The 19,400-nt window shown below is 33.1% G+C and carries 20 protein-coding genes and 1 pseudogene; 7 read left to right on the top strand and 14 right to left on the bottom strand.

What is annotated here, in order from left to right:
* Positions 1-19: 19 nt before the first annotated feature.
* From RCJ95_RS21155 to RCJ95_RS21185, 7 genes are all read right to left on the bottom strand, one after another.
* Positions 20-565 (bottom strand): TlpA family protein disulfide reductase, encoded by a 546-nt coding sequence (locus RCJ95_RS21155; RefSeq protein ID WP_313150216.1) that lies wholly within the window; start codon positions 563-565, stop codon positions 20-22.
* On the bottom strand, positions 562-1,248 hold the full coding sequence (locus tag RCJ95_RS21160; RefSeq protein ID WP_221683302.1) for an ABC transporter ATP-binding protein: 687 nt from the start codon (positions 1,246-1,248) through the stop codon (positions 562-564). The genes RCJ95_RS21155 and RCJ95_RS21160 overlap by 4 nt, the downstream gene beginning before the upstream one ends.
* Complete coding sequence (locus RCJ95_RS21165) at positions 1,245-1,994, bottom strand: ABC transporter permease (RefSeq protein WP_312129292.1); 750 nt, start codon at positions 1,992-1,994, stop codon at positions 1,245-1,247. The genes RCJ95_RS21160 and RCJ95_RS21165 overlap by 4 nt, the downstream gene beginning before the upstream one ends.
* A gap of 44 nt (positions 1,995-2,038) precedes the next feature.
* Entirely contained in the window at positions 2,039-2,491 is a 453-nt protein-coding gene (locus RCJ95_RS21170; protein WP_004230382.1) for a nitrous oxide reductase accessory protein NosL, read from the bottom strand.
* Positions 2,488-3,753 (bottom strand): right-handed parallel beta-helix repeat-containing protein, encoded by a 1,266-nt coding sequence (locus RCJ95_RS21175; RefSeq protein WP_205443616.1) that lies wholly within the window; start codon positions 3,751-3,753, stop codon positions 2,488-2,490. The genes RCJ95_RS21170 and RCJ95_RS21175 overlap by 4 nt, the downstream gene beginning before the upstream one ends.
* On the bottom strand, positions 3,725-4,366 hold the full coding sequence (locus tag RCJ95_RS21180; protein ID WP_221683303.1) for a nitrous oxide reductase accessory protein NosL: 642 nt from the start codon (positions 4,364-4,366) through the stop codon (positions 3,725-3,727). The genes RCJ95_RS21175 and RCJ95_RS21180 overlap by 29 nt, the downstream gene beginning before the upstream one ends.
* A 197-nt stretch (positions 4,367-4,563) precedes the next feature.
* The gene (locus tag RCJ95_RS21185; RefSeq protein WP_274768988.1) at positions 4,564-5,157 is read right to left on the bottom strand and encodes a class I SAM-dependent methyltransferase; all 594 of its coding nucleotides are present in this window, start codon (positions 5,155-5,157) and stop codon (positions 4,564-4,566) included.
* Between the two features lie 321 nt (positions 5,158-5,478).
* On the opposite strand from RCJ95_RS21185, the gene RCJ95_RS21190 reads away from it, so the two are divergent.
* Positions 5,479-6,807, top strand: coding sequence for a c-type cytochrome (locus tag RCJ95_RS21190; protein ID WP_312129289.1), 1,329 nt, complete (start codon positions 5,479-5,481; stop codon positions 6,805-6,807).
* Positions 6,804-7,844, top strand: a complete 1,041-nt coding sequence (locus RCJ95_RS21195; protein ID WP_221683306.1) for a cytochrome ubiquinol oxidase subunit I — start codon at positions 6,804-6,806, stop codon at positions 7,842-7,844. The genes RCJ95_RS21190 and RCJ95_RS21195 overlap by 4 nt, the downstream gene beginning before the upstream one ends.
* Positions 7,845-8,316: 472 nt before the next feature.
* Here the strand turns inward: RCJ95_RS21195 and RCJ95_RS21200 are convergent, their stop codons facing one another.
* Positions 8,317-8,607, bottom strand: coding sequence for a hypothetical protein (locus tag RCJ95_RS21200; RefSeq protein WP_274768991.1), 291 nt, complete (start codon positions 8,605-8,607; stop codon positions 8,317-8,319).
* Positions 8,608-9,050: 443 nt separating this feature from the next.
* Here RCJ95_RS21200 and RCJ95_RS21205 point away from each other — a divergent pair, with 443 nt between their 5' ends.
* The gene (locus RCJ95_RS21205) at positions 9,051-9,479 is read left to right on the top strand and encodes a HEAT repeat domain-containing protein (RefSeq protein WP_004230391.1); all 429 of its coding nucleotides are present in this window, start codon (positions 9,051-9,053) and stop codon (positions 9,477-9,479) included.
* A gap of 406 nt (positions 9,480-9,885) precedes the next feature.
* Here RCJ95_RS21205 and RCJ95_RS21210 read toward each other — a convergent pair whose 3' ends face one another.
* The 4 genes from RCJ95_RS21210 to RCJ95_RS21225 all read right to left on the bottom strand — a co-directional run bounded on the left by RCJ95_RS21210 (position 9,886) and on the right by RCJ95_RS21225 (position 13,472).
* Positions 9,886-11,058: an anti-sigma factor gene (locus RCJ95_RS21210; RefSeq protein WP_221683308.1), complete on the bottom strand. Its 1,173-nt coding sequence runs from the start codon at positions 11,056-11,058 to the stop codon at positions 9,886-9,888.
* Entirely contained in the window at positions 11,048-11,590 is a 543-nt protein-coding gene (locus tag RCJ95_RS21215; RefSeq protein ID WP_202342226.1) for an RNA polymerase sigma factor, read from the bottom strand. The genes RCJ95_RS21210 and RCJ95_RS21215 overlap by 11 nt, the downstream gene beginning before the upstream one ends.
* Before the next feature lie 348 nt (positions 11,591-11,938).
* Positions 11,939-12,955 (bottom strand): LCP family protein, encoded by a 1,017-nt coding sequence (locus RCJ95_RS21220; RefSeq protein WP_221683309.1) that lies wholly within the window; start codon positions 12,953-12,955, stop codon positions 11,939-11,941.
* Positions 12,948-13,472 carry a sigma-70 family RNA polymerase sigma factor gene (locus tag RCJ95_RS21225; protein WP_221683310.1) on the bottom strand — a complete coding sequence of 175 codons (525 nt, stop codon included), beginning with the start codon at positions 13,470-13,472 and terminating at the stop codon, positions 12,948-12,950. The genes RCJ95_RS21220 and RCJ95_RS21225 overlap by 8 nt, the downstream gene beginning before the upstream one ends.
* Before the next feature lie 475 nt (positions 13,473-13,947).
* Between RCJ95_RS21225 and RCJ95_RS21230 the strand changes: the two are divergent.
* Both RCJ95_RS21230 and RCJ95_RS21235 read left to right on the top strand, forming a co-directional pair.
* Positions 13,948-14,472 (top strand): annotated as a pseudogene (locus RCJ95_RS21230) (LysE family translocator); the annotation flags it as partial.
* Positions 14,473-15,037: 565 nt separating this feature from the next.
* The gene (locus tag RCJ95_RS21235) at positions 15,038-15,313 is read left to right on the top strand and encodes a YqhV family protein (protein WP_009371666.1); all 276 of its coding nucleotides are present in this window, start codon (positions 15,038-15,040) and stop codon (positions 15,311-15,313) included.
* A gap of 547 nt (positions 15,314-15,860) precedes the next feature.
* Here the strand turns inward: RCJ95_RS21235 and RCJ95_RS21240 are convergent.
* Positions 15,861-16,181: an ArsR/SmtB family transcription factor gene (locus RCJ95_RS21240; protein ID WP_004230401.1), complete on the bottom strand. Its 321-nt coding sequence runs from the start codon at positions 16,179-16,181 to the stop codon at positions 15,861-15,863.
* A gap of 413 nt (positions 16,182-16,594) precedes the next feature.
* On the opposite strand from RCJ95_RS21240, the gene RCJ95_RS21245 reads away from it, so the two are divergent.
* The gene (locus RCJ95_RS21245; protein WP_221683312.1) at positions 16,595-17,215 is read left to right on the top strand and encodes a class I SAM-dependent methyltransferase; all 621 of its coding nucleotides are present in this window, start codon (positions 16,595-16,597) and stop codon (positions 17,213-17,215) included.
* 205 nt (positions 17,216-17,420) lie between these two features.
* Here the strand turns inward: RCJ95_RS21245 and RCJ95_RS21250 are convergent, their stop codons facing one another.
* Entirely contained in the window at positions 17,421-18,314 is an 894-nt protein-coding gene (locus RCJ95_RS21250; protein WP_337977135.1) for a DMT family transporter, read from the bottom strand.
* Positions 18,315-18,497: 183 nt separating this feature from the next.
* On the opposite strand from RCJ95_RS21250, the gene RCJ95_RS21255 reads away from it, so the two are divergent.
* A complete protein-coding gene (locus RCJ95_RS21255; protein ID WP_369354123.1) occupies positions 18,498-19,367 on the top strand; it encodes a LysR family transcriptional regulator in 870 nt (289 codons plus the stop codon).
* Positions 19,368-19,400: the final 33 nt, after the last annotated feature.

Consider the following 19,400-nt stretch of genomic DNA (forward strand, 5'->3'; position numbering starts at 1 on the left):
AGCACCTGTTTTTATCGTATTATAGTTCACTAATAATATTGTCTATATATTGCTCATCAATAGGTCCATAAACTTCATGAACAATCTCTCCATTGGCGCTTAGAAATATTGTAGTTGGTATTGTAAAACCACCGAATCGCTTTCGGATATCCCCAGTTTCATCCAATAAAATAGGTAAATCCCATCCCTTTTTAGTAGCATATTTAGTTACCGTTTCTATACTTGCTTCAGTATCAGTTGCATTGACTGTGACAATCTGTACATCTTTTTTTGTGTCATAATAATTTTGCAAGCGTGGCATTTCCTCATTACAAGGTCCACACCAGGTAGCCCAAAATACAAGGACAACCGGTTTACCTAGATAATTGTATAATGTTTTTGGTTCGCCTCTGAGATTTGGCAATTCAAAATTTCGCACTGCTCTATCTGAAAGTTTTATATCTGTTGATTTAACTGTGCTATCTATAATCTCTTTAGAAGTTTCTGCTTTATCTGAAGGTAAATAGTTAATAAAGACAATACCAATTAAAATTAAAATAACACATGCTGAAAGCCAATTTTTCATGACAAATCCTCCCCTAAATACAATTTCAACCATAGGGATTCTAAAGATTCTTCAGCATATTGTCTTTTTAAACTTGAAATATTACCAGAAGCAAGAATTTTACCTTTATGAATGAAAATTACTTCATCTGCAATTTCCTCTACTGTTGATAGTAAGTGAGTAGAGTACAAGATCAATTGACCTTTATCTCTTTCCTCCTTTAAAATTGATTTCACTCTGTTGATCCAATATGGATCTAGACCATTGGTAGGTTCATCTAAAATATACACATCACATTCGCCTAACAGGCTTTGGGCAAAGTTTAAACGTTGTCTCATTCCTTTTGAAAGCTCACTAACAAAACTATTTTTATGCTCGAATAGATCAACTAACTGTAAAATATCATCTTGACTCCTACTAGTAATACCCTTTAACTTACCTAAAAGCTCAATAATTTCTTTCACTTTTAATGTAGTTGGAAAGTTTAGATCATCAGGCATATATCGAACTCGGCCTTGAGGAATGCCTGTTATAGTCCCTTTATCTAATGGTAATTGTCCCATAATCAGTTTCATTAGCGTACTTTTTCCAGCACCGTTCTCTCCCACTAATGCTACAATTTTCCCACTTGTAAGTTGATAGGTAACTGGACCAATTTGTTGTCCTTTACGATATGTAATCACAACCTCTTGTAGCTCTATCATCTATAGCTCTCCTTACGTTTCAACTTTAAAAAAGCAAGACAAAGTGGAATAAACCACCATACTATTGTGATACCTATTATCAAACCAATTCCTAGACTAGTTTCATAAAACTGTGTTAAATAATAAAACGACTTCCCTAAGATGCCTGTTTGTTCTATTTGAATTAAATAGACATATCGGAGCCACTCAATAATATTAATATGAACATGTGTATAAATTATTTTTTCATAGACATGTTTTGGAATAATGGTTCCAATTGCCATTACTACATAATTACTCAATAATGTAAAAACTGCCCATAGCCCTAGACTAAAACCTAATGCCTGTAATCGATGTATGGAAAAAGCGCCAATCATTACACTTATAGCACTAAAAACAACGATAATAACTGTTGTTAATACAATAAACTGACTATCTATATGAACGCCACCAAAGAAAGCTCCTACAATTAAAATAACTGCTTCTGTAGTTGCTAAAGCGAATAAAAAAATGGATACTAATGCGACATATTTTGCCCCTAAATAATGTGCGATACTAACGGGATATGATCGAATTAATTGATACCATCCTGATTCTATATCAGCAGCTATACTCATTGCCCCTATTGTCAAAATAAATAAAGGAAACAAAAAAAGTAATAAATTTAAGAGAGAGGCTTGAAAGCGATCGAAGCCACCTGCATCCGTGTTTAATTGTTGCAACATCAAAATAGCAACAAATAATACAATAAAAATACCAAGCAACATGTAAATCCACTTACTCCGGAAAAGCTGCTTTATTTCCGATTTAATCAATGTTCATGCACACCCCAATTAAATGACGTTACTAATTCTTCGTATCCAAGTGGCTTACCAGCACCATTTTCTTGCTCATAAATTGCTGCGTCCCCAATTGACGCAAAGGCAAGTACACCATAATTCATGGGTGTCCAATAATCCTCGTTATATAAATAAGCAGCCGTCTTCACATCTATCCATTCTTGCTTATCATTTGATTTGATATAAGCTGCGGCTACTTCTTGCTCTGGACTTTTTAAATATTCAATTAAACAACCTAAATCATCAAATACTAGATAATCATTATTTTTGAAAATTACTTGCCCTGCATAATCAGGATGCGTGATACCCATGTTACACACAATACAAATATCCGTCTCAGGATCAATATCCCGAGGTTCTATTGTCTTCTCCGAACAACCCATCAAAAAAAGTCCTATTACTACTAATAAAATGATCTTTTTCATTTCAATTTCCTCCAACTAAAAACTAGTACAATCAGTAAAGCAACGCCAATGCTAAAATGTTTTCCTGAAAAGGATAATTGCCAAGGCTGACCCTCACGAACAATGGGTTGCGCATCCATTAGAGCATTTGGTTCTGATATTTTGTTATCCATCTTTTCTAATAATCCTGTGGCTGTACTCCCAATAAAATATTGATAATATTCGTTTTTTAATACCCATTTGCCGAAAGTAGACGTTGCAATGTAAACACTATCGCCATAGCCATCCTCATCGAAGTCTTCCCCTTCGTAATCATCATAAACATTCGCTCTAAGTGTTATGCCTTGGGAACCACTTGAAGCAACGAGCACATTTCCATAAAGTTGATTGTTTGTAACAAGGACATCTTTTGGCTGAATATTTTTAAATACTAATAAATTACTAGCAAATATATTACTGGACATATCTACCGTATCTGCCTGCTGTAATTGAACTGCTATAGAATTTTCACGAATGATATTATGGACCACATTTACTTTTGAAGTTTGATAAAGTGTAATGCCAGAACTATTTAAAGCATTTTGATGTTTAATTGTGTTCTCTTCTATATCTACATTATTTGCCATCATGGACATTACCCCTGTTATATGATCGGAGTAGTTATTATGAAGCAATTTCATATCGCTACCATACATGATATGAGTCCCGTAACGTCCATACGTAATCGTGTTTTTTTCGATTGTAACTTGTCTGCTATTCTCTAAGTAAATCCCATCTTGTGTTTGTGTAATAGTACTATTTTTAATATGAATACCTTTAGAGTTATAAAGAGAAATACCATGGCTTTTTTCTGAATAATGACCAGATTTACCAATAACGTCTACTTCAGCAATTTCACTATTTTCTACACCATCGAAGTAAATAGGAAACCTTTTTGTTTGAAAAGAATTTTGGGTGATTTTTATGTTTTTAACTTTTTTTGCAACAATGCCTTGCTCTCCAAGAAATTGAATGCCACTAATCTCTACATCATCAGCTTTAATTTCTATTTTCCCAGTGAATTTAACACCTTTGTTTCCGTTTATTTTAATAGGTTCTTTTATTAATAAATTTTCTGAATATAGTCCTGGTTCTAGCTCTAAAATCTCACCCGATGAGAGACTATCAATCTGCTGTTGTACGCTCTGAGCATATGCAGGTGTTGAAAATCCAACTATGCAGAAAAAAAGGGCAAGTAAACTGCCCTTTTTCATATTAGTGACTATGTGTTTCTTCAGTTCCATGCTGGTCCTCACTATGTTGTTCATGGTCCCCTTTTTCTTGCATCATTTTTTCACGACGTTCTTTTGCTGCTTGTTTAATTACGTCTAATTCTTCAACTTTTGCGGTTGGATTTTCTGAAATATAAGCTTTTGCATCTTCTTCAAAGGCAAAGAATATATACCCCCAGTTCATAGGGGATTTCATATCCGTTTTAACAGCTGTAGCTTCCTCAACATCTATCCAATTTAATGTTATATAATCTCTCACAAATTTTTCATTCGTTTGATTTTGAACCAACTCCGCATTTAATAAACAGCCAATGTCGTCATAAAATGCAATCGATCCATCAGGTTTAACAGATTGCGCAGAAAAAACGCCTAGGTCATGGTCCTTTGTATATACTTTCATATTACACATTTCACAAACAGTATCCTCTGCTGGCTCTTGTAGACGATCATCTATTTCCCACTCAGCAGTGGATGCTAAATATGTAACTTCATTCTTCGGTTGCTCTGAAACAACCTCTTCATGTTTGGGCTCCTGTTTAGCGTCTTTGTTCGTTTCTGTTGTACTATCCTCATTACATGCATAAAGAGCTAGCATAAATGGAACAACTAGAAAAATTTTCTTCATACCTTTACCTCCAAAGTAATTATTTTACTAGACATATACACTTTACTAAAAAGTTGTGAAAAAAATTAGAAATTAAAGTGACAATTATATTCTTTTTGAATAGTTAAAATGGATTACGTGAAGATTCGCTCCTACCACCACCTTATTATTTCTTTGAGATCTTAAAAAAATGTATTTTGAATTGTAAAATAAATGTCTTATTTTTCTACAATAACTTGTATGACACGGCGAGTATTTGTTTGGAAAGAAACTTCATATTGTTCTACTTCCCCTGTGAAGTAATGTTTTAGCTTATAACGCCTAGCCCACCTTAATATATCTTCAGCATTATATAAATAAGCCATTTCGTTTGGTCCTCCTGTATTGTATAAAAGCTGCGCATATTCATAGACCTCAAACATAAAAACACCATTTAATTTAATAGAGTTCATTATTTTTTCCAATATCACTAATTGGAATTTGTGCTGAAAATGACCAAATACCATAATTGCGCCATCATAAGTTTCTTGAGGTAGCTCATACTCTATTAAATCTGCTCTTATTGTAATGATTGATACACCATTCATTCTTGCTAATAACTGCACCTTTGCTAGACCAGATGAAGTTGAATCATAAACTGTTATCTGGTGTCCAAGCTTCGCTAAAAAAACCGCGTTCGCTCCCTCTTTCTCTTCATAGGCAGCAATTTTGGCTTGTTTAGGAAAATATTGAACTGCTGAGGTAATAAATCGATTAGCCTCAGTTCCATATATATATAATGGTGGACTAGCTTGCTTACTCCATATACTCATATCCTTCCTCCTATTTGTAAAAAAGCTTCATTTTTTAACTATATTGTTCCTATTAACATGACCATTATAAAAAACAATTGAGAAATTCAAATGAACTTTAAGCAACAAAAAATAGAATTTCATTAGTATAACCTATGGGACTGCTATAAAAAAAGGGCTAATAAAGAGAACCCAGTATAAAGAAATTCTTGTTACTTAAACTATTTTGACAAAACAATGAAATATAGTTCCTTTCAATTTCACATATTACTCATTCGATTTTCAAAACTATTTTGTATGATTGCATTGCATTTGATTAAAAAATGAAAGGAAGAGGGTAATATGAATTTTCCATCCGTGGATTATACATGGTTTGGTAATGGCACTGTGATTGCTCTTATTGCAATTATTCATGTGATAATTAGCCATGGCGTCGCGATAGGTACTTCTGTTTTAGTTGTATCGACTGAATATCGAGCGATGAAAAAGAAGAATGAGAAATTAGATCAAGTAGCAAAAACAATGTTGAAGTGGGTTTTAATCATTACTACAACTATAGGAGCGATGACCGGAGTAGGAATTTGGTTTTCAACCACAGTTATACAACCAGATTCAATTTCTTCTTTATTGCGTATTTTTTTCTGGGCATGGGTGGTTGAATGGGGAGCGTTTATCTCAGAAGTAATTATACTTATTATTTACTATTATACTTGGGATAAATGGAAAGAAGGCGAACGTAAACGTAAACATATCATGCTGGGCGTAGCACTAAGTGTTGCTTCATGGGTAACAATGGTGATCATTACGGGTGTCTTAGCTGCAAAATTAACACCAGGGCGTTGGATTGAAACTTTTTCATTTTGGAATGCATTTCTCAATCCAACCTACTTCCCTTCACTTGGATTCCGCATGTTTTTAGCAATCATGTTGGCAATATCTTTAGTATCATTTTTTATCCGTTGGCGTATTAAAGATAAGGCTTTACGTACAGAAGTTTTTCGTGTATTTGCATTCTGGGGTGCTATCTCTTTACCTATGACTTTTATCACAGGGTTATGGTATTTATGGGCCATTCCAACTGAAGCTTATAATATGATTGTCTGGTCTACAGGGATGTCCGAGGTCATCTTCAAAAGTTTAAATATCTTAGGATTTAGTATACTTATTATTTTCTTAGTATGGCTTGTAAAAAGTCCAAAAACAGTCCCGTGGATTCTATCAATAGCAGTGATGTTCTCATCCATCGGTTTTATTGGGGAATTTGAAGTAGTAAGGGAAACTGTAAGAAAACCCTATATTATCTATAACTATATGTATGCGAATGGGATGTTAGCAAAAAATGAAGAAAAACTAAAAAAAGAAGGTTTTCTGGCTAATGCTACATGGGCAAAAGAAAAAGAAGTAAATGACAACAATATGGTGGAAGCGGGTAGAGATGTATTCGTTGGTCAATGTATTACCTGTCATACAATAGATGGATGGAGAGATACAAGAGCCTTGTCTAGTAGAATGGAAGGTTGGGATAAGGAAGCCATTATGTCCTTTGTTCCGAATATGCATTATGCACAAGTAGCAATGCCTCCATTTATGGGAACTGAAAAAGAAATAGAAGCTTTAGCTACTTATATTTTAACAGTACTTGAAGAAGAAAAAGAGGTGTCTACAAAATGAAGTATTTAAGTTTTGCTTTAATTTCTTCAGATAACCCTTTACCAATACCTGCACCTATTGGGTTACTAGAAATTCTTATCGTTGCGACATTTATTTTTCATATCATTTTCGTGAATTTTACAATCTCATTGACTGCAGGAGCAGTTGGATTAGAAATTACGAGTATGATCAAAAAAAATAGTTTATTTGATAAAATGGCGCAAATTTGTTCATTTCATGCTTCAATACATAAGAGTATTGCAGTCGTTCTAGGAGTTGGCCCATTACTAATTGTGAGTGTCTTGTATACACAATATTTTTATTCTTCAACTATTTTAATAGGAAAGGCTTGGATGAGTTTATTAATCCTATTGATTACTGCATTTCTTCTGTTATACATTTACAAGTTCACTTGGGATAAATATCAAACCAAAAAATTACTTCATATTAGTATTGGTTTATTGGCAATGTTGATTTTATTCTTTGTACCCCTTATTTTTATTGTCAATGTAACTTCTATGTTATATCCTGATCGTTGGGGAGAAGCAAATGGTTTTTTTGAAAGCTTATTTTATTATCCTCAAATTTGGCAACGTTACCTTCATTTCATGCTAGCAAGTTTAGCAACAGGTGGATTTTATATGTTTGTCTATTTTACTTTTCAGAAGCGAAAGCAGAAGAGATTAGAGGAACATGAGCAATCATTAAAACTTCTTGGTGCAAAAGTAGGCTTTTGGATTACAATTGTACAGTTGGTAGCTGGTTTCTTATTATTATTTTCATTTGATACGGATATTCGTATGCTTTATTTAGGCGAGGATTTATTGTTAACATCTTTACTCATCATTTCTATTGTATTGACTGTCATTCTTTGTATGCTACTATATGCAGCAGGTTATAAAGATTCTACAAGTGCTTTTCTAGGATCTATAATTGTATTCACTTTTGTTATAGGAATTATGGGATGGATGCGACATGAATTAAGGGAAGCCTATTTATCTCCATATCTTGACGAACATCCACGAACAGAAGAAGGAATTGAATCTACCTCTGAATAAAATTAATTGTATTAATCATGTTTCTATATAACGTAATCCTCAATCCCGTTTTTCTATTGGATAAACGGGATTGCTTTGTTATTAAAACAATATATCACCATTTGATTGAAATTGTTTAGCTTAAACTATGAGATAAAACTTCTGCTCATAGATAAAATAAAATGTAAATTGTAATGCACTCTAAGTAGATTCACTATATAAATCACTCTGATCAAATTGTCTTTTCATCATATTTTTCCCCTATTATAGGTATTACTTTAATTGTTGCTCTACTGTTTTATTAAAAACTAAACAGCCACACCTGTTTAGATGTGACTAGTAATACCATACTCAAGTATTAAGGTTACTTACGTACTTAAACTTCACTTTTATTTTACAATTTTTAATTGCTTCGCATTATAAGTTAAAATATCCTGAACTGAATTTAAAGTTCCGTCTGGATAACTTCTTAATTCAACCAGTTTTGCTTTATCTAAGAAACGAATGGCAACAGCAATATAGAAGAATTTTGCACTTTTTCTACATTCATTACATTTGTAAAACTTACAAGAAGTAATAAAGTAAATGGAACCGTCAAATACCCTATTTCAAAGTTATTACCTAGACTAATTTGATTAACCTCGAGGTTTCCGACCATTATGATTACAAGTGACGCACTGATTTGACCAAGCACCACCCAAATGCTTGATAATTTAAAAGCTCGAGTAAGCTTATCCGTAATTACAATTGAAATGACACCAATAAATAAAGCTAAATATAACAACTACTCCCCTCCCAAAGTAATTCTTTAGAAATACTCAAACTTAAATATTCCAACTCCAAATTATACAGTATATGTAAAAAATAAATAAATACTAACTAAACTGCCCCTTTGGCTTAAGCACATTGTTTTACAAACTCACATCAAGATTAACATAAAATCCCATTTTTAATTTAGAAGTGTTATTCAATTAAATGGCATTTCATGAAGAAGGACGCTTTCCTTATATCAGAAAAGCGCCCGATTGGAGTTAGTTTAAGAAGAATGGCAAATCTAATAAAGAATAGTACATAATTTTGATACGTTTCACCTCAATGTAGTTAGTTGCCATATTCTATATATATCCTTCCCTTCGATTCTTCGCTATTTTCACCAAAACAACGTATAATAAGAGAAACAGAAGAAGAATTCATTTTTCCTCTAGTTAAAAAAAGAGGTGCAATTACTTGAAACAATTTGAAACAGCATTACCAGAGCAGTATGAAACATTAAAAAAACAGGCCAATTATACGTCTAGCTGGCGAGAGCGTTTAGACGCAGTCGAAAAGTTATCAGCTTATCAACATGACAAAATCATAGATTTATTAAAAAATCGTATGCAGCATGATACTGTCAACAAGGTGCAATTAGCAGCCTATGAAGCACTTGCGGCGTTTGGCGAGGACGTAGAGAAGCCATCACCTGCACGTTTTGATATTATTAAAGGAACAGAAAAAATTTTCCTGCGTGTTAAAAAGAGCTTGCCGAAGGACCATACAGTGGCAGACTTTGCGGATAAACTAAAACGTATGCGTTTAGATGTCTTTGACGCGTATGAAGGCGACAAAGGTGAACAATTTATGAACTGGTTAGAGGAACGTTGGACAAAACTATAATCAGCAGTTTTGCGATTTATGAAGGAAAGTCATTCTCTCCGCTTATGGAGGGAATGACTTTTTCATATCTTACGCTGCGGTTCATCGAAACCAATATTAAATTGTCTTACTTCTTTTCTTTGATCATCTATCTTTATTGTTTAATGATAAAACAAACACCTAATAAAACTAACCTGCTCCTTTAGTTTAAGTGGAAATTTTCACAATTTCTTTGCTCCATAACAATTTTGATTAAATATGTTACTCAAGTAAATGGCTCTATAATGAGATCGAGCGCTAATCCTGATTACAAAATCGCGCCAGATTGAAGTTCGTTTTTTAACTTACAATTAAAAAAGTCTTATATCATATTTTATACAGATTTTTTCTTCTCATTAAAAGGCTCTCACTGTAAAGTTTTTTACCACTAATTTAATTTCAACCGTATCGGATCAATCTCTTCTGTTATTTTCACAGTAGAAGGCACTATTTTGAAAGTGTGCGGTATATTTTGTAAATCGTTAAATTGTGCTCTATAAATGGTACGATTATTAGTACGTTTTTCATCAAATTTACTAGAATTTCTATCAGCAACAACTAAGCGATTATCGATTACAATATTCCATCCCATCGGCCTTATCTTTGGCTCACCTTCCGTAGAAATTTGAATGTGCAATGAATTATTTTCAATTTCCATTGAATCTACTGTATATTCTGCGTTTTCAAATTGAAATGGTTGCGGCTGTTGCGGATTTACTTGCGTCTCATTTAAATTGTGCACAATTTTTTCCATAGCAAACACTTCTAATACAGTTGACTTAGTATAGCTTGGGACAGAAACCGAATAAATCATTTCACCTAATACATTAGTTCCCCTCCCACTAGAAGAACTATTGATTAACGGTTTTTCTTTTAATCTATGCCCTGCAATCAATTCACCCGCATCATTTTTAAGGGCAAAATGGACATTTGTCCGAACTTCACCGAAAAAGAAATCTTCCATTTTATCAATTGGTGGATTTAGAAATTCATCATATTCATAACGAGTTAGCATTTGACTGTATAAATTTTCATAATAACGCTGATTTTCATCATTGAATTTTACACGAAATTCAATATCCATGTTTTCTCCATCATTAACCACTTGCTCGATTGAAACATCCAAAAACGGTGCATCTAAGCTAGGGTTTTGGTTTTGTTCACTTGTTTTAAGTACCTCCTGGTCACCACTGTTAGGTTCGATTAATTCCGCTGGTTCATCAATTGGCTGTGCAACTTCACTGGGCATTCGATTCCAATAATAAAGTCCGAAACTTAAGACCAGAACTGCAGCACTAATTACACTAATTTTCAAACTATGCCACACTTTCTTACGCTTAGTATTTGTTTGAATAAGCTGCATAATTAGATCCGCTTGACTACTATGTTTAATAATTGGAGTATTAAGCTGTGCAAATAAAGTTTGCTGCTCATTTCTTAATTGCTGGTATTCATTTTGACAACTTTTACAGGTTTGCAAATGGGCTTCAAGTTTCTCCAACTCATTAGCTTCTAAAAAGCCTTCCACATAATCTTCTATCAGTAACGAATCACATTTCATAAAAATAACCTCCCTTTGTAGTTCCGATTGATCTTAATTTTCTTTTACTACGGTGCAGTTTGTTACGTACTTCGTTCATAGAAATTTGAAGCACTTCACTAATTTCATCGTAGCGAAGCCCGTTCACAAATTTTAGCAACAACACAAAATACTCGGTTTCATCTAGCTGCTGTAGGAGTTGTTCTAATTGCTCATTTTTCTCACGTAATAATAGAATTTTTTCTGGATAACGACCGTCTGCTATATCCATATCTATTGATCTTGCTTGCTGCTTATATTTTCTTAAATAATCAAAACACTTATTGACAACAATCCGATAGAGCCATGCATTAAACGACCCTTTTTTTTCATACTTATGTAGGTTATAGTACACCTTAATAAAAATATCCTGAACGATATCTTCTGCAACTGTACGATTACGAACAATTCGTATAACAGTGGTAAATACTTTCTGTTCATAATGTTTGATAATATATGCAAAGCAATGATCTTCTCCGTTCTTTACTCGTGCAATCACTTCATCTATCTCCATCTGATTCACCTCCTTACTACTATAACGATCAATTCTTTATTTCCTCTCAGAATAAGTTTAATTTTTTCTATTGACGGAGTGCTGCAAGGGAAATGCGGATTGACAACACTAAGAAATATACATCGAACGGCAAGCCATAAACGTCTAAATATTAGTGTATCTAGTGTTTTCGCTTCTTGCATAATAAGCTGTATAAATAAAATTTATAGAAAAAGCCACGAAAATGAACTGCACCCCCATTATTAAATTGTGTCTAACAATGGGAGTGCAGTTCACGCTCATGGCTTTTTCAAGTGTTTCCAAACTTTGATTTGGGAACGTTATTTTGTATGTGTTTGTATATTATACTTAGTTAAAGGTCGTTAAATTATCTGATATAGTATTTAAAAAATCTTTTTCAAATTTATAATAAAATTTACCCTCAGTCTCACTTAATGTTATTGAATCCGTTTGCATTCCGTTGCTTAAAGAAACCAATTTTATTGACTGAATTTCTAGCTGATTTTCTAACAATGAATCAAGTGATGTATTCGTTTCCATTTGAGTAAACATTTTTTTTAATTGTACTGGTGACATTTCAACTTCCATTTTATTAATTATAGCTTGCAATAGATTTACGAGATTTTCTTCATTTAGATTTACACCTTCTGTGGCTGCCATTAACAATGCGATAACTTCTTCACCGCTAAAACTCTGTAATCCTTTTTCAAATTCAAATGCTACTTGTGTGATTGCTCTCACTCGAATATCTTCTGACAAATCGTATTCTAATCCATTTACAGAATCAATGAGCGTTGAAATAGTTTCCACATCAATTACTGAATAATAATCAATTGGTAAAGCTACTAATTTTGAAACAGTCGTTTTTACATTATCAGCGCCCCCAAATTTATATGCAAACAATAATTTATCGTACAAAGGTGTCCCATCATTATTAGTCGATACTGGTGCATATGTCTCAGCAGGGAATGATACAACTTTCATCATCTTTTTATCTTTATTATAAGTAAGTAATAGATTTAGATAAATTCTATTGTCCATCTCTTTTGATTTCACCGTAATTAATGTAGTTGAAACCTTCTCTTCTTCAACCACTTGGTTACTTGTAGTACGTATATTAGATTCTTTAGTCAGATTTCCAGGGAATAATGATGGCAAAAATAAAAATAAACATAGACCTATTATTAATATAGAAATTGTTACTGGTGCAAATTTTTGTAGGAAAATAGGTGACTTTTTTTGCATATGAGAATCCCTGTCTATTTTCTTGATTTGTTCAAATACTTTTTGACGATCTTCTTTCGTAAATTGTAGTTCTTGATTTAACTTATTAGAAAAGTTAGTTTTTGAACGTTTCTCATTCATTAACTTCTGCCTCCTTTATCATCGACTCTAATCGTTGTTTTGCTCTTCTTAATCGAGTTTTCACTGTATTTACCGAAACATCTAAAACATTGGCAATTTCATCAGTCGTCAATGAATCGTAGTAGTATAGATAAACCACTTCCCGATATACTTTTGGTAGAGAAAAAATCGTATCTTTAATTTCTTCATTATTGTATTTATCAAGTACTGTTTTTTCTGTTGAAGGTAATATTGACTTCGCCGTTTCATTAATAAAACTTTTTACGTGTACCATTTTGTAATTCCAACTTTTCAAATAGTCCTTACATTCGTTAATGGTAATACGATAAAGCCATGTTTTAATTTGTGCGTCAAAGCGAAATGAATCAAGGTTTTTGTAACATTTGATAAACGTATTTTGAACCATGTCCTTCGCAATCTCTGCATCTTTCACATATGAAAACGCTAATCGTACCAACTCATTACCATAATCAATCATCAATTTTTCTAGTATGAAATCATTTTCTTCACTACCCAATCTACTTCCCTCCTTCTCAACCTGCTCCCAAATTCTTCTATTAGACGATTATCAATTCAAGAAAGGTTCAATTTTTAAAAATAACTCCAAAATATCCGTTACCGACTTGTAACAATTGCGATTGTAAGTGCTGAGAACAGGTGGGTGTTGGATTTGTTAATTATTTGATCAACCTTTCCATAAATTCTATTGATTGCTCCTTTTATAATTCATTGATGTCTGAATTATAGACGCGATTTTTTGAAGGTGAATGACTCTTGTCTAACCATCTATTCTTCTCTCTTACTATTTCATAAGAATAGACTAGCATTATAATCATGTTGGATTAAATTAATGATATCAACCTTGATATGAGAGCAAATCTAAAGAGCATGTTTTGAAAAGATTGTTCAAAACATGCTCTTATTTATTGTGGCAGATTAAATTCTCTTTCAATTACTTTAATATCGATAAGGGCACCCCAAAAACAGATGGAGGTGCTGATACCATGTATATTGTTGATAGAAGTATTTCACAAGGTAAAAGAGCTGGTGTTTATTCTGTATTCGGTATTATTACTGGCTCTTTGGTTCATACGTTATTTGTTTCTTTTGGCTTAAGATTATTGATGTAATTTATCTCGTTTATCTAGGAATTAAAATGGTATTTGATAAATCAAACATAGGTTTTGAAACGTCATCTAGTAAATTAAACTTAAGAAAAATTTATATACAAGGTCTTTTAACCAGTTTTAACGAATCCAAAAGTCTCGTTATTTATTATTGCTTTTCTTCCGCAGTTTATAGATGTAAAAGCATCAGATCCTGCTCCTTTTTTAATATTAGGGCTTACATTTACAGCAACTGAACTCCTATAGTGTTTATTTGTTGCTTATTTCTCCTCGTACGTTACTAAAAAACTAAGAGGAAACCAAAAATTAGGTATGCTTCTGAATAAAATAACGGGAATGATATTTATTTGTATGGGGTTAAAGCTACTTCAAACAAAAGCTCCACATTAAACTTGTAAAATAAAACAATGCCCCCCTACCTAATGAGCTCCTTTCAAATTTGAAGGGACTGTTTCTTAATTAATATCAGTTCGTTTACTGCAGACTTTATTTCTGACATTCTTTCAATATAGTGATGATAAGTTTCCTTCCACTCCTTATTGAAGTAAAGCTCCTTTAGTTGAAGAAGGGATATCTTTTTTCACCTAGGGCTACTGGAATCCTCAACTTACTAATAGTTTTTTGAGTGCTTGTTTTGCTCCATATTTTAATCTAGCTCCAAGGCTACTAGCAAATCCCCTCAATTAATTAAGATATTTGTAAAACCTGCATCTTTTTTAAGTACCATTGAAAGAACTATTTTTCCCATACTATTTCCTATTAAAAACAGAAAATGGATTTATAAAACTGATTTTAATTCTTTGAACTTTTAACTAGAAAATCACTTCATATAAAGCATTATCTAATAAGAATATTAGATACGAATCAGACATATATTGATTTTAGTATTTCATTAAAACAAACATCTATTATTCCATTCATGATGGAATTATATTAAATTTTCTATAAAGATAGGATGATGACAATTATTGAAAAGTCGGTTCTTGCTATGGTTATTTTACGTGTATTGTCTGGGAGTATTGAAGTAAGTGCTGGATTGTTGATGCTAAAGTTAAATAATCTAGAAAAAGCATTTTATATTAATACAATGCTTGCTTTGGTTGGGCCAACCGTTTTAATCGTAACGACAGCAATTGCATTATTTGGACTAGCAGATAAAATACCTGTGACAAGAATCATTTGCTTATTTACAGGTATAACACTTATTATTATTAGCTCACATATTAAGTAAACATAAAATATTACTAAAATAATAATTATAAAGTATGTAAATGCCAGAATATGAAATTAGTAAATAGATTGATATCTTCCCATCCACCATTTTGACATAAGTTTTCTTCTGTCTCGAACATTTATTTTATAGCATGATTCCATTCATAATCTTTGTTAAACTCTTTATGAATCACATAACATGTTTATCCGTCCATTTGAAAAATTTTTTATAATTCTTCCTAATCATGTTCATTAAATCACTGTAGCGTGTGACGACGCTGCTTTTTTTATGTATAATTAGCCTTTGTTTGCACAAATTAGTATTGAGTGTATCGCACGCACTTATACGGTGGTGGCGTTAGTTGACCGTCACGACCTCCCTCAATAAGGGTTACATTATCTCAGTAACCCTTTTTTAATTCCTATTCAGATTAACATTACACTACATCAGGTAGTTTTCTACTTTGGATTAACCTTGATCAAACCTTTACGACCACTAACCCGATTAGTGAGTGTACTTCCCATCTTACTCAGTACTACAAACCTTGCCTATATTTAACTTCCCTTTAATCTACATGGTTTACACAGCACGCGACATCAGCATGAACATCTACTAAAACCGTATCAAACATTTCAAGAAGTTCGCGAATACGCTCATTTCTCAAACTATAGTAGCAATATTTTCCTTCATTACGACCAACAATAATGCCACACCCTTTTAAACAGGCTAAGTGTTGAGAGATATTAGACTGATTACCCTTTAATTCCTCGACGATTTGAGATACTGTCTTCTCTTTCTCTTTGATACACTCTAAAATTTGAAGTCTTACCTTATTTGAAAATCCATGAATTAGTTTGATTTTTAAATCAATATTTTTTTCTGTCACAAAATCTCCTCCAATTCATATTAGACTTAGCTAATATGTTTTGATATGATCATATTCGATATCACTAATATGTGTGTCAAACATAGTAGCACTACCTAATATGTCTGTCAAAAATTTTTAAAAATATGGGTCTCTCTTCAGCTAATAAACGTAGGCATCTTCAAGTTAGATTTTTTACTTTCTGAAAAGGAATATCAGTTTAAATTTGGGACAGGTTTCGCAACTGGCTGGACACTTGTACAGGGCAAATCTTAGCTGGAGTAATGGCTTTAGGGCTAACAAACCCAGATAAAGGATAGTATACATACTTATTTATTATAATTATTGGTGGATGGATGTAGGTCACTCCTATTTTCGGAGGGTGCACAGGATTTTAGAAGCTCATACCCTCTGTAGAAAGGTTGGATGTTGCATTGAATAATACGTGGAACAAAATTATCTATAAAATTGGCTCTTCCTTTTACGATAAACTTTTTAACACAGGTGCTTTTTTAAAGACTAGAAAGAGGATTTTTCAAGAAGTACCTTTTCAGCGTAAGCAAAAAATCCTCTATGTAGGTATTGGTACTGGTGCTGATTTAGAATTAATCAACTATGTTGATTATGATATAACAGCTATTGATTATTCTCCTGATATGCTAGCGAAAGCTAAACATAAATTCGAGCACTCTTCTATCAATTTTTTAGAAATGGATGCTCAAAAAATGTCTTTTGCAGATGAATCATTTGACTATATTGTAGCTAGTTTAATTCTTTCTGTGGTTCCTAATGAAAATAAATGCTTTGAAGAGATGATACGAGTTTTAAAGAAGGATGGTAGAATTCTTATCTTTGATAAATTTGCTCCTAAAAATCAAAAACTAACGCTATCAAAAAAATTGGTAAGGCCATTTATAAGTATGTTAGGAACAGATATTGGTCGAAGTTTTGAGGAGTTGTTTAACCAAAATGATCATAGGCTCAAAATTATAAGAGATGAATCTGTTATGTTAAAGGGTATGTATCGATATATTGAAGTTATTAAACTCTCTTAGCTAAATCGTATAATCGCAATCAATGTTTCGGAGAAAACTCATTAAGGAGCACAAGCATCTTATCAAACTAGAAAGAATAATGGAGAGTTTAAAAAAACAACAATCAGTCCAAATAAAATTGGCTGATTGTTGTCTTAGTAATTGAATAACTTTTATAAATGTTAAATACCATGTCATATCGATTTAAGTCTTCCGTGATAAATTGTTACTCTATTTGTTTTTTCATGAGTTGTTTTGAAAAGTTAAAGGATCGAATTTCGCTAACAAAGGTAGAACCTAATAAGAATACCCCGCCCATAATTTGAACTAGGGTCATTTGCTCTTGCAATATCATTGCAGAAATCAAAATAGCTACAAAAGGATCGACATAACTGAGCATCGCAATACTCTGCCCTTTCAATTTCTCCATTCCCGAGAAAAACAACCAAAATCCAATCCCTGTATTAACGATACCTAAAATTAAAATAAAAGGAATAGATGCGCTTGATAATCCAAAAATCCCAAAGCCCTCTGTCAAAAAAACATACGGCAGCAGTAATAATGCAGTCGTTCCAAGTTGAATAATGGTCAGCTCTAGCTTGTCCATCTCTTTAATAAATTTGTTTAAAAGTAACAATGCAGCATAAAAAGCTGCTGCAATCAATCCAAAGATAAGTCCAAGGAAATCATCTGATTCCGATGCACTCACCCCTTCTCCTACAATCATTATCATACCGATCATTGCAATGACAATGCAGATTATTTTTTTAATGGATAATTGTTCCCTAAGTACAACAGGTGAAAGTATCATTACAAATACTGGTGCAAAGTAATACCCTAGCGTGGCATTGGCAAGTGATGTGTGGTCGTAGGATTGATAGAGAAAAATCCAGTTTCCTCCCAATGCAACGCCTGAGAAAATCAAAAATAAAGCATTCGTTTTTACTAAATTCCAGGATATTTTTTTCTTCATAATGGAGAAGATGAGTAGTAAAAATAAGCATCCTAGGAAACTACTTAGTAGAGCTCTTTCACTCGCCGCTAAATCAATGTAACGCACAACTAAACCGATGGTGCCAAAAATAATCATCGATACGATAAATTGAAATTTAGATTTCATGGTTTACTCCCCTAACCTACCGCATTTTAATAGATACTATTAGATGCTTTTTCCTTCCTTTTGTCCCACTCCCTTTCCACTTGCTTTTGTAATGGGAATAGCATAGCATACACCTAAGTATTACAAAATTGAATGTTTGTCATGTTATCTATAACAAAATAGCATGCAAGGGAGGATAGCGTTATGAATATCCAAAAATATATGGCTTTTGTCAAAGCAGTAGAGTATGGGAGCTTTACAAGAGCTGCTGATGCATTAAACTATACACAGTCCGGCATCAGCCGTATGATCAACGATTTAGAATCAGAATGGGGAATATCCCTTTTTGAAAGAGGTCGTGCCGGAATCAGCTTAACATCTGATGGCTTAAAGTTACTGCTCCAATTACAGCGTATATGCAATGAGCATGAAATGTTAATGATGCAGATCGATGACTTACATGATATCCAATCTGGAATCATTCGAATTGGTACATTTTCTAGTGTAGCAACCCATTGGCTACCTTATATGATCAAATACTTTAAGCAGGATTATCCAGGGATTGATTTCGAGTTACTATTAGGAGATTACACCGAAATCGAAAGCTGGATTATCGAAGGTAGGGTCGACTTTGGATTTTTACGACTGCCAACAAAAGCTGAAATGGAAACAATCTTTGTAGAGCAAGACCGTTTGTTGGTCGTCATTCATCAGGATCATCCTCTTGCTGATTGCGATAAATTTCCTATAAGCGAACTATTGACCAGTCCATTCATGCTTTTAGAAAAAGGCGCAAAAGCTGAAATCTCCGAAATTTTTGACAAGCACAATATCTCGCCGCACATTTCTTTTACAACATGGGACGACTATGCCATTATGTCAATGGTGGAAAACGGGTTAGGAATCAGTATATTACCTGAACTCATTTTAGAACGCATTCCTTACCAAATTATTGCGAAAGAGCTCGAAGTCCCTGCTTTTCGAACTATTGGAATTGCGATGAGAGAGCAAAAATCGCTGTCACTTGCAGCAAAGAGATTTATAGAATATTTATCCTATAGAAAGAGAAAATAAGAAGTTTAGATATTATTTGCACTACTATAAAAA

The sequence above is a fragment of the Lysinibacillus sp. BSL11 genome (assembly GCF_052928325.1).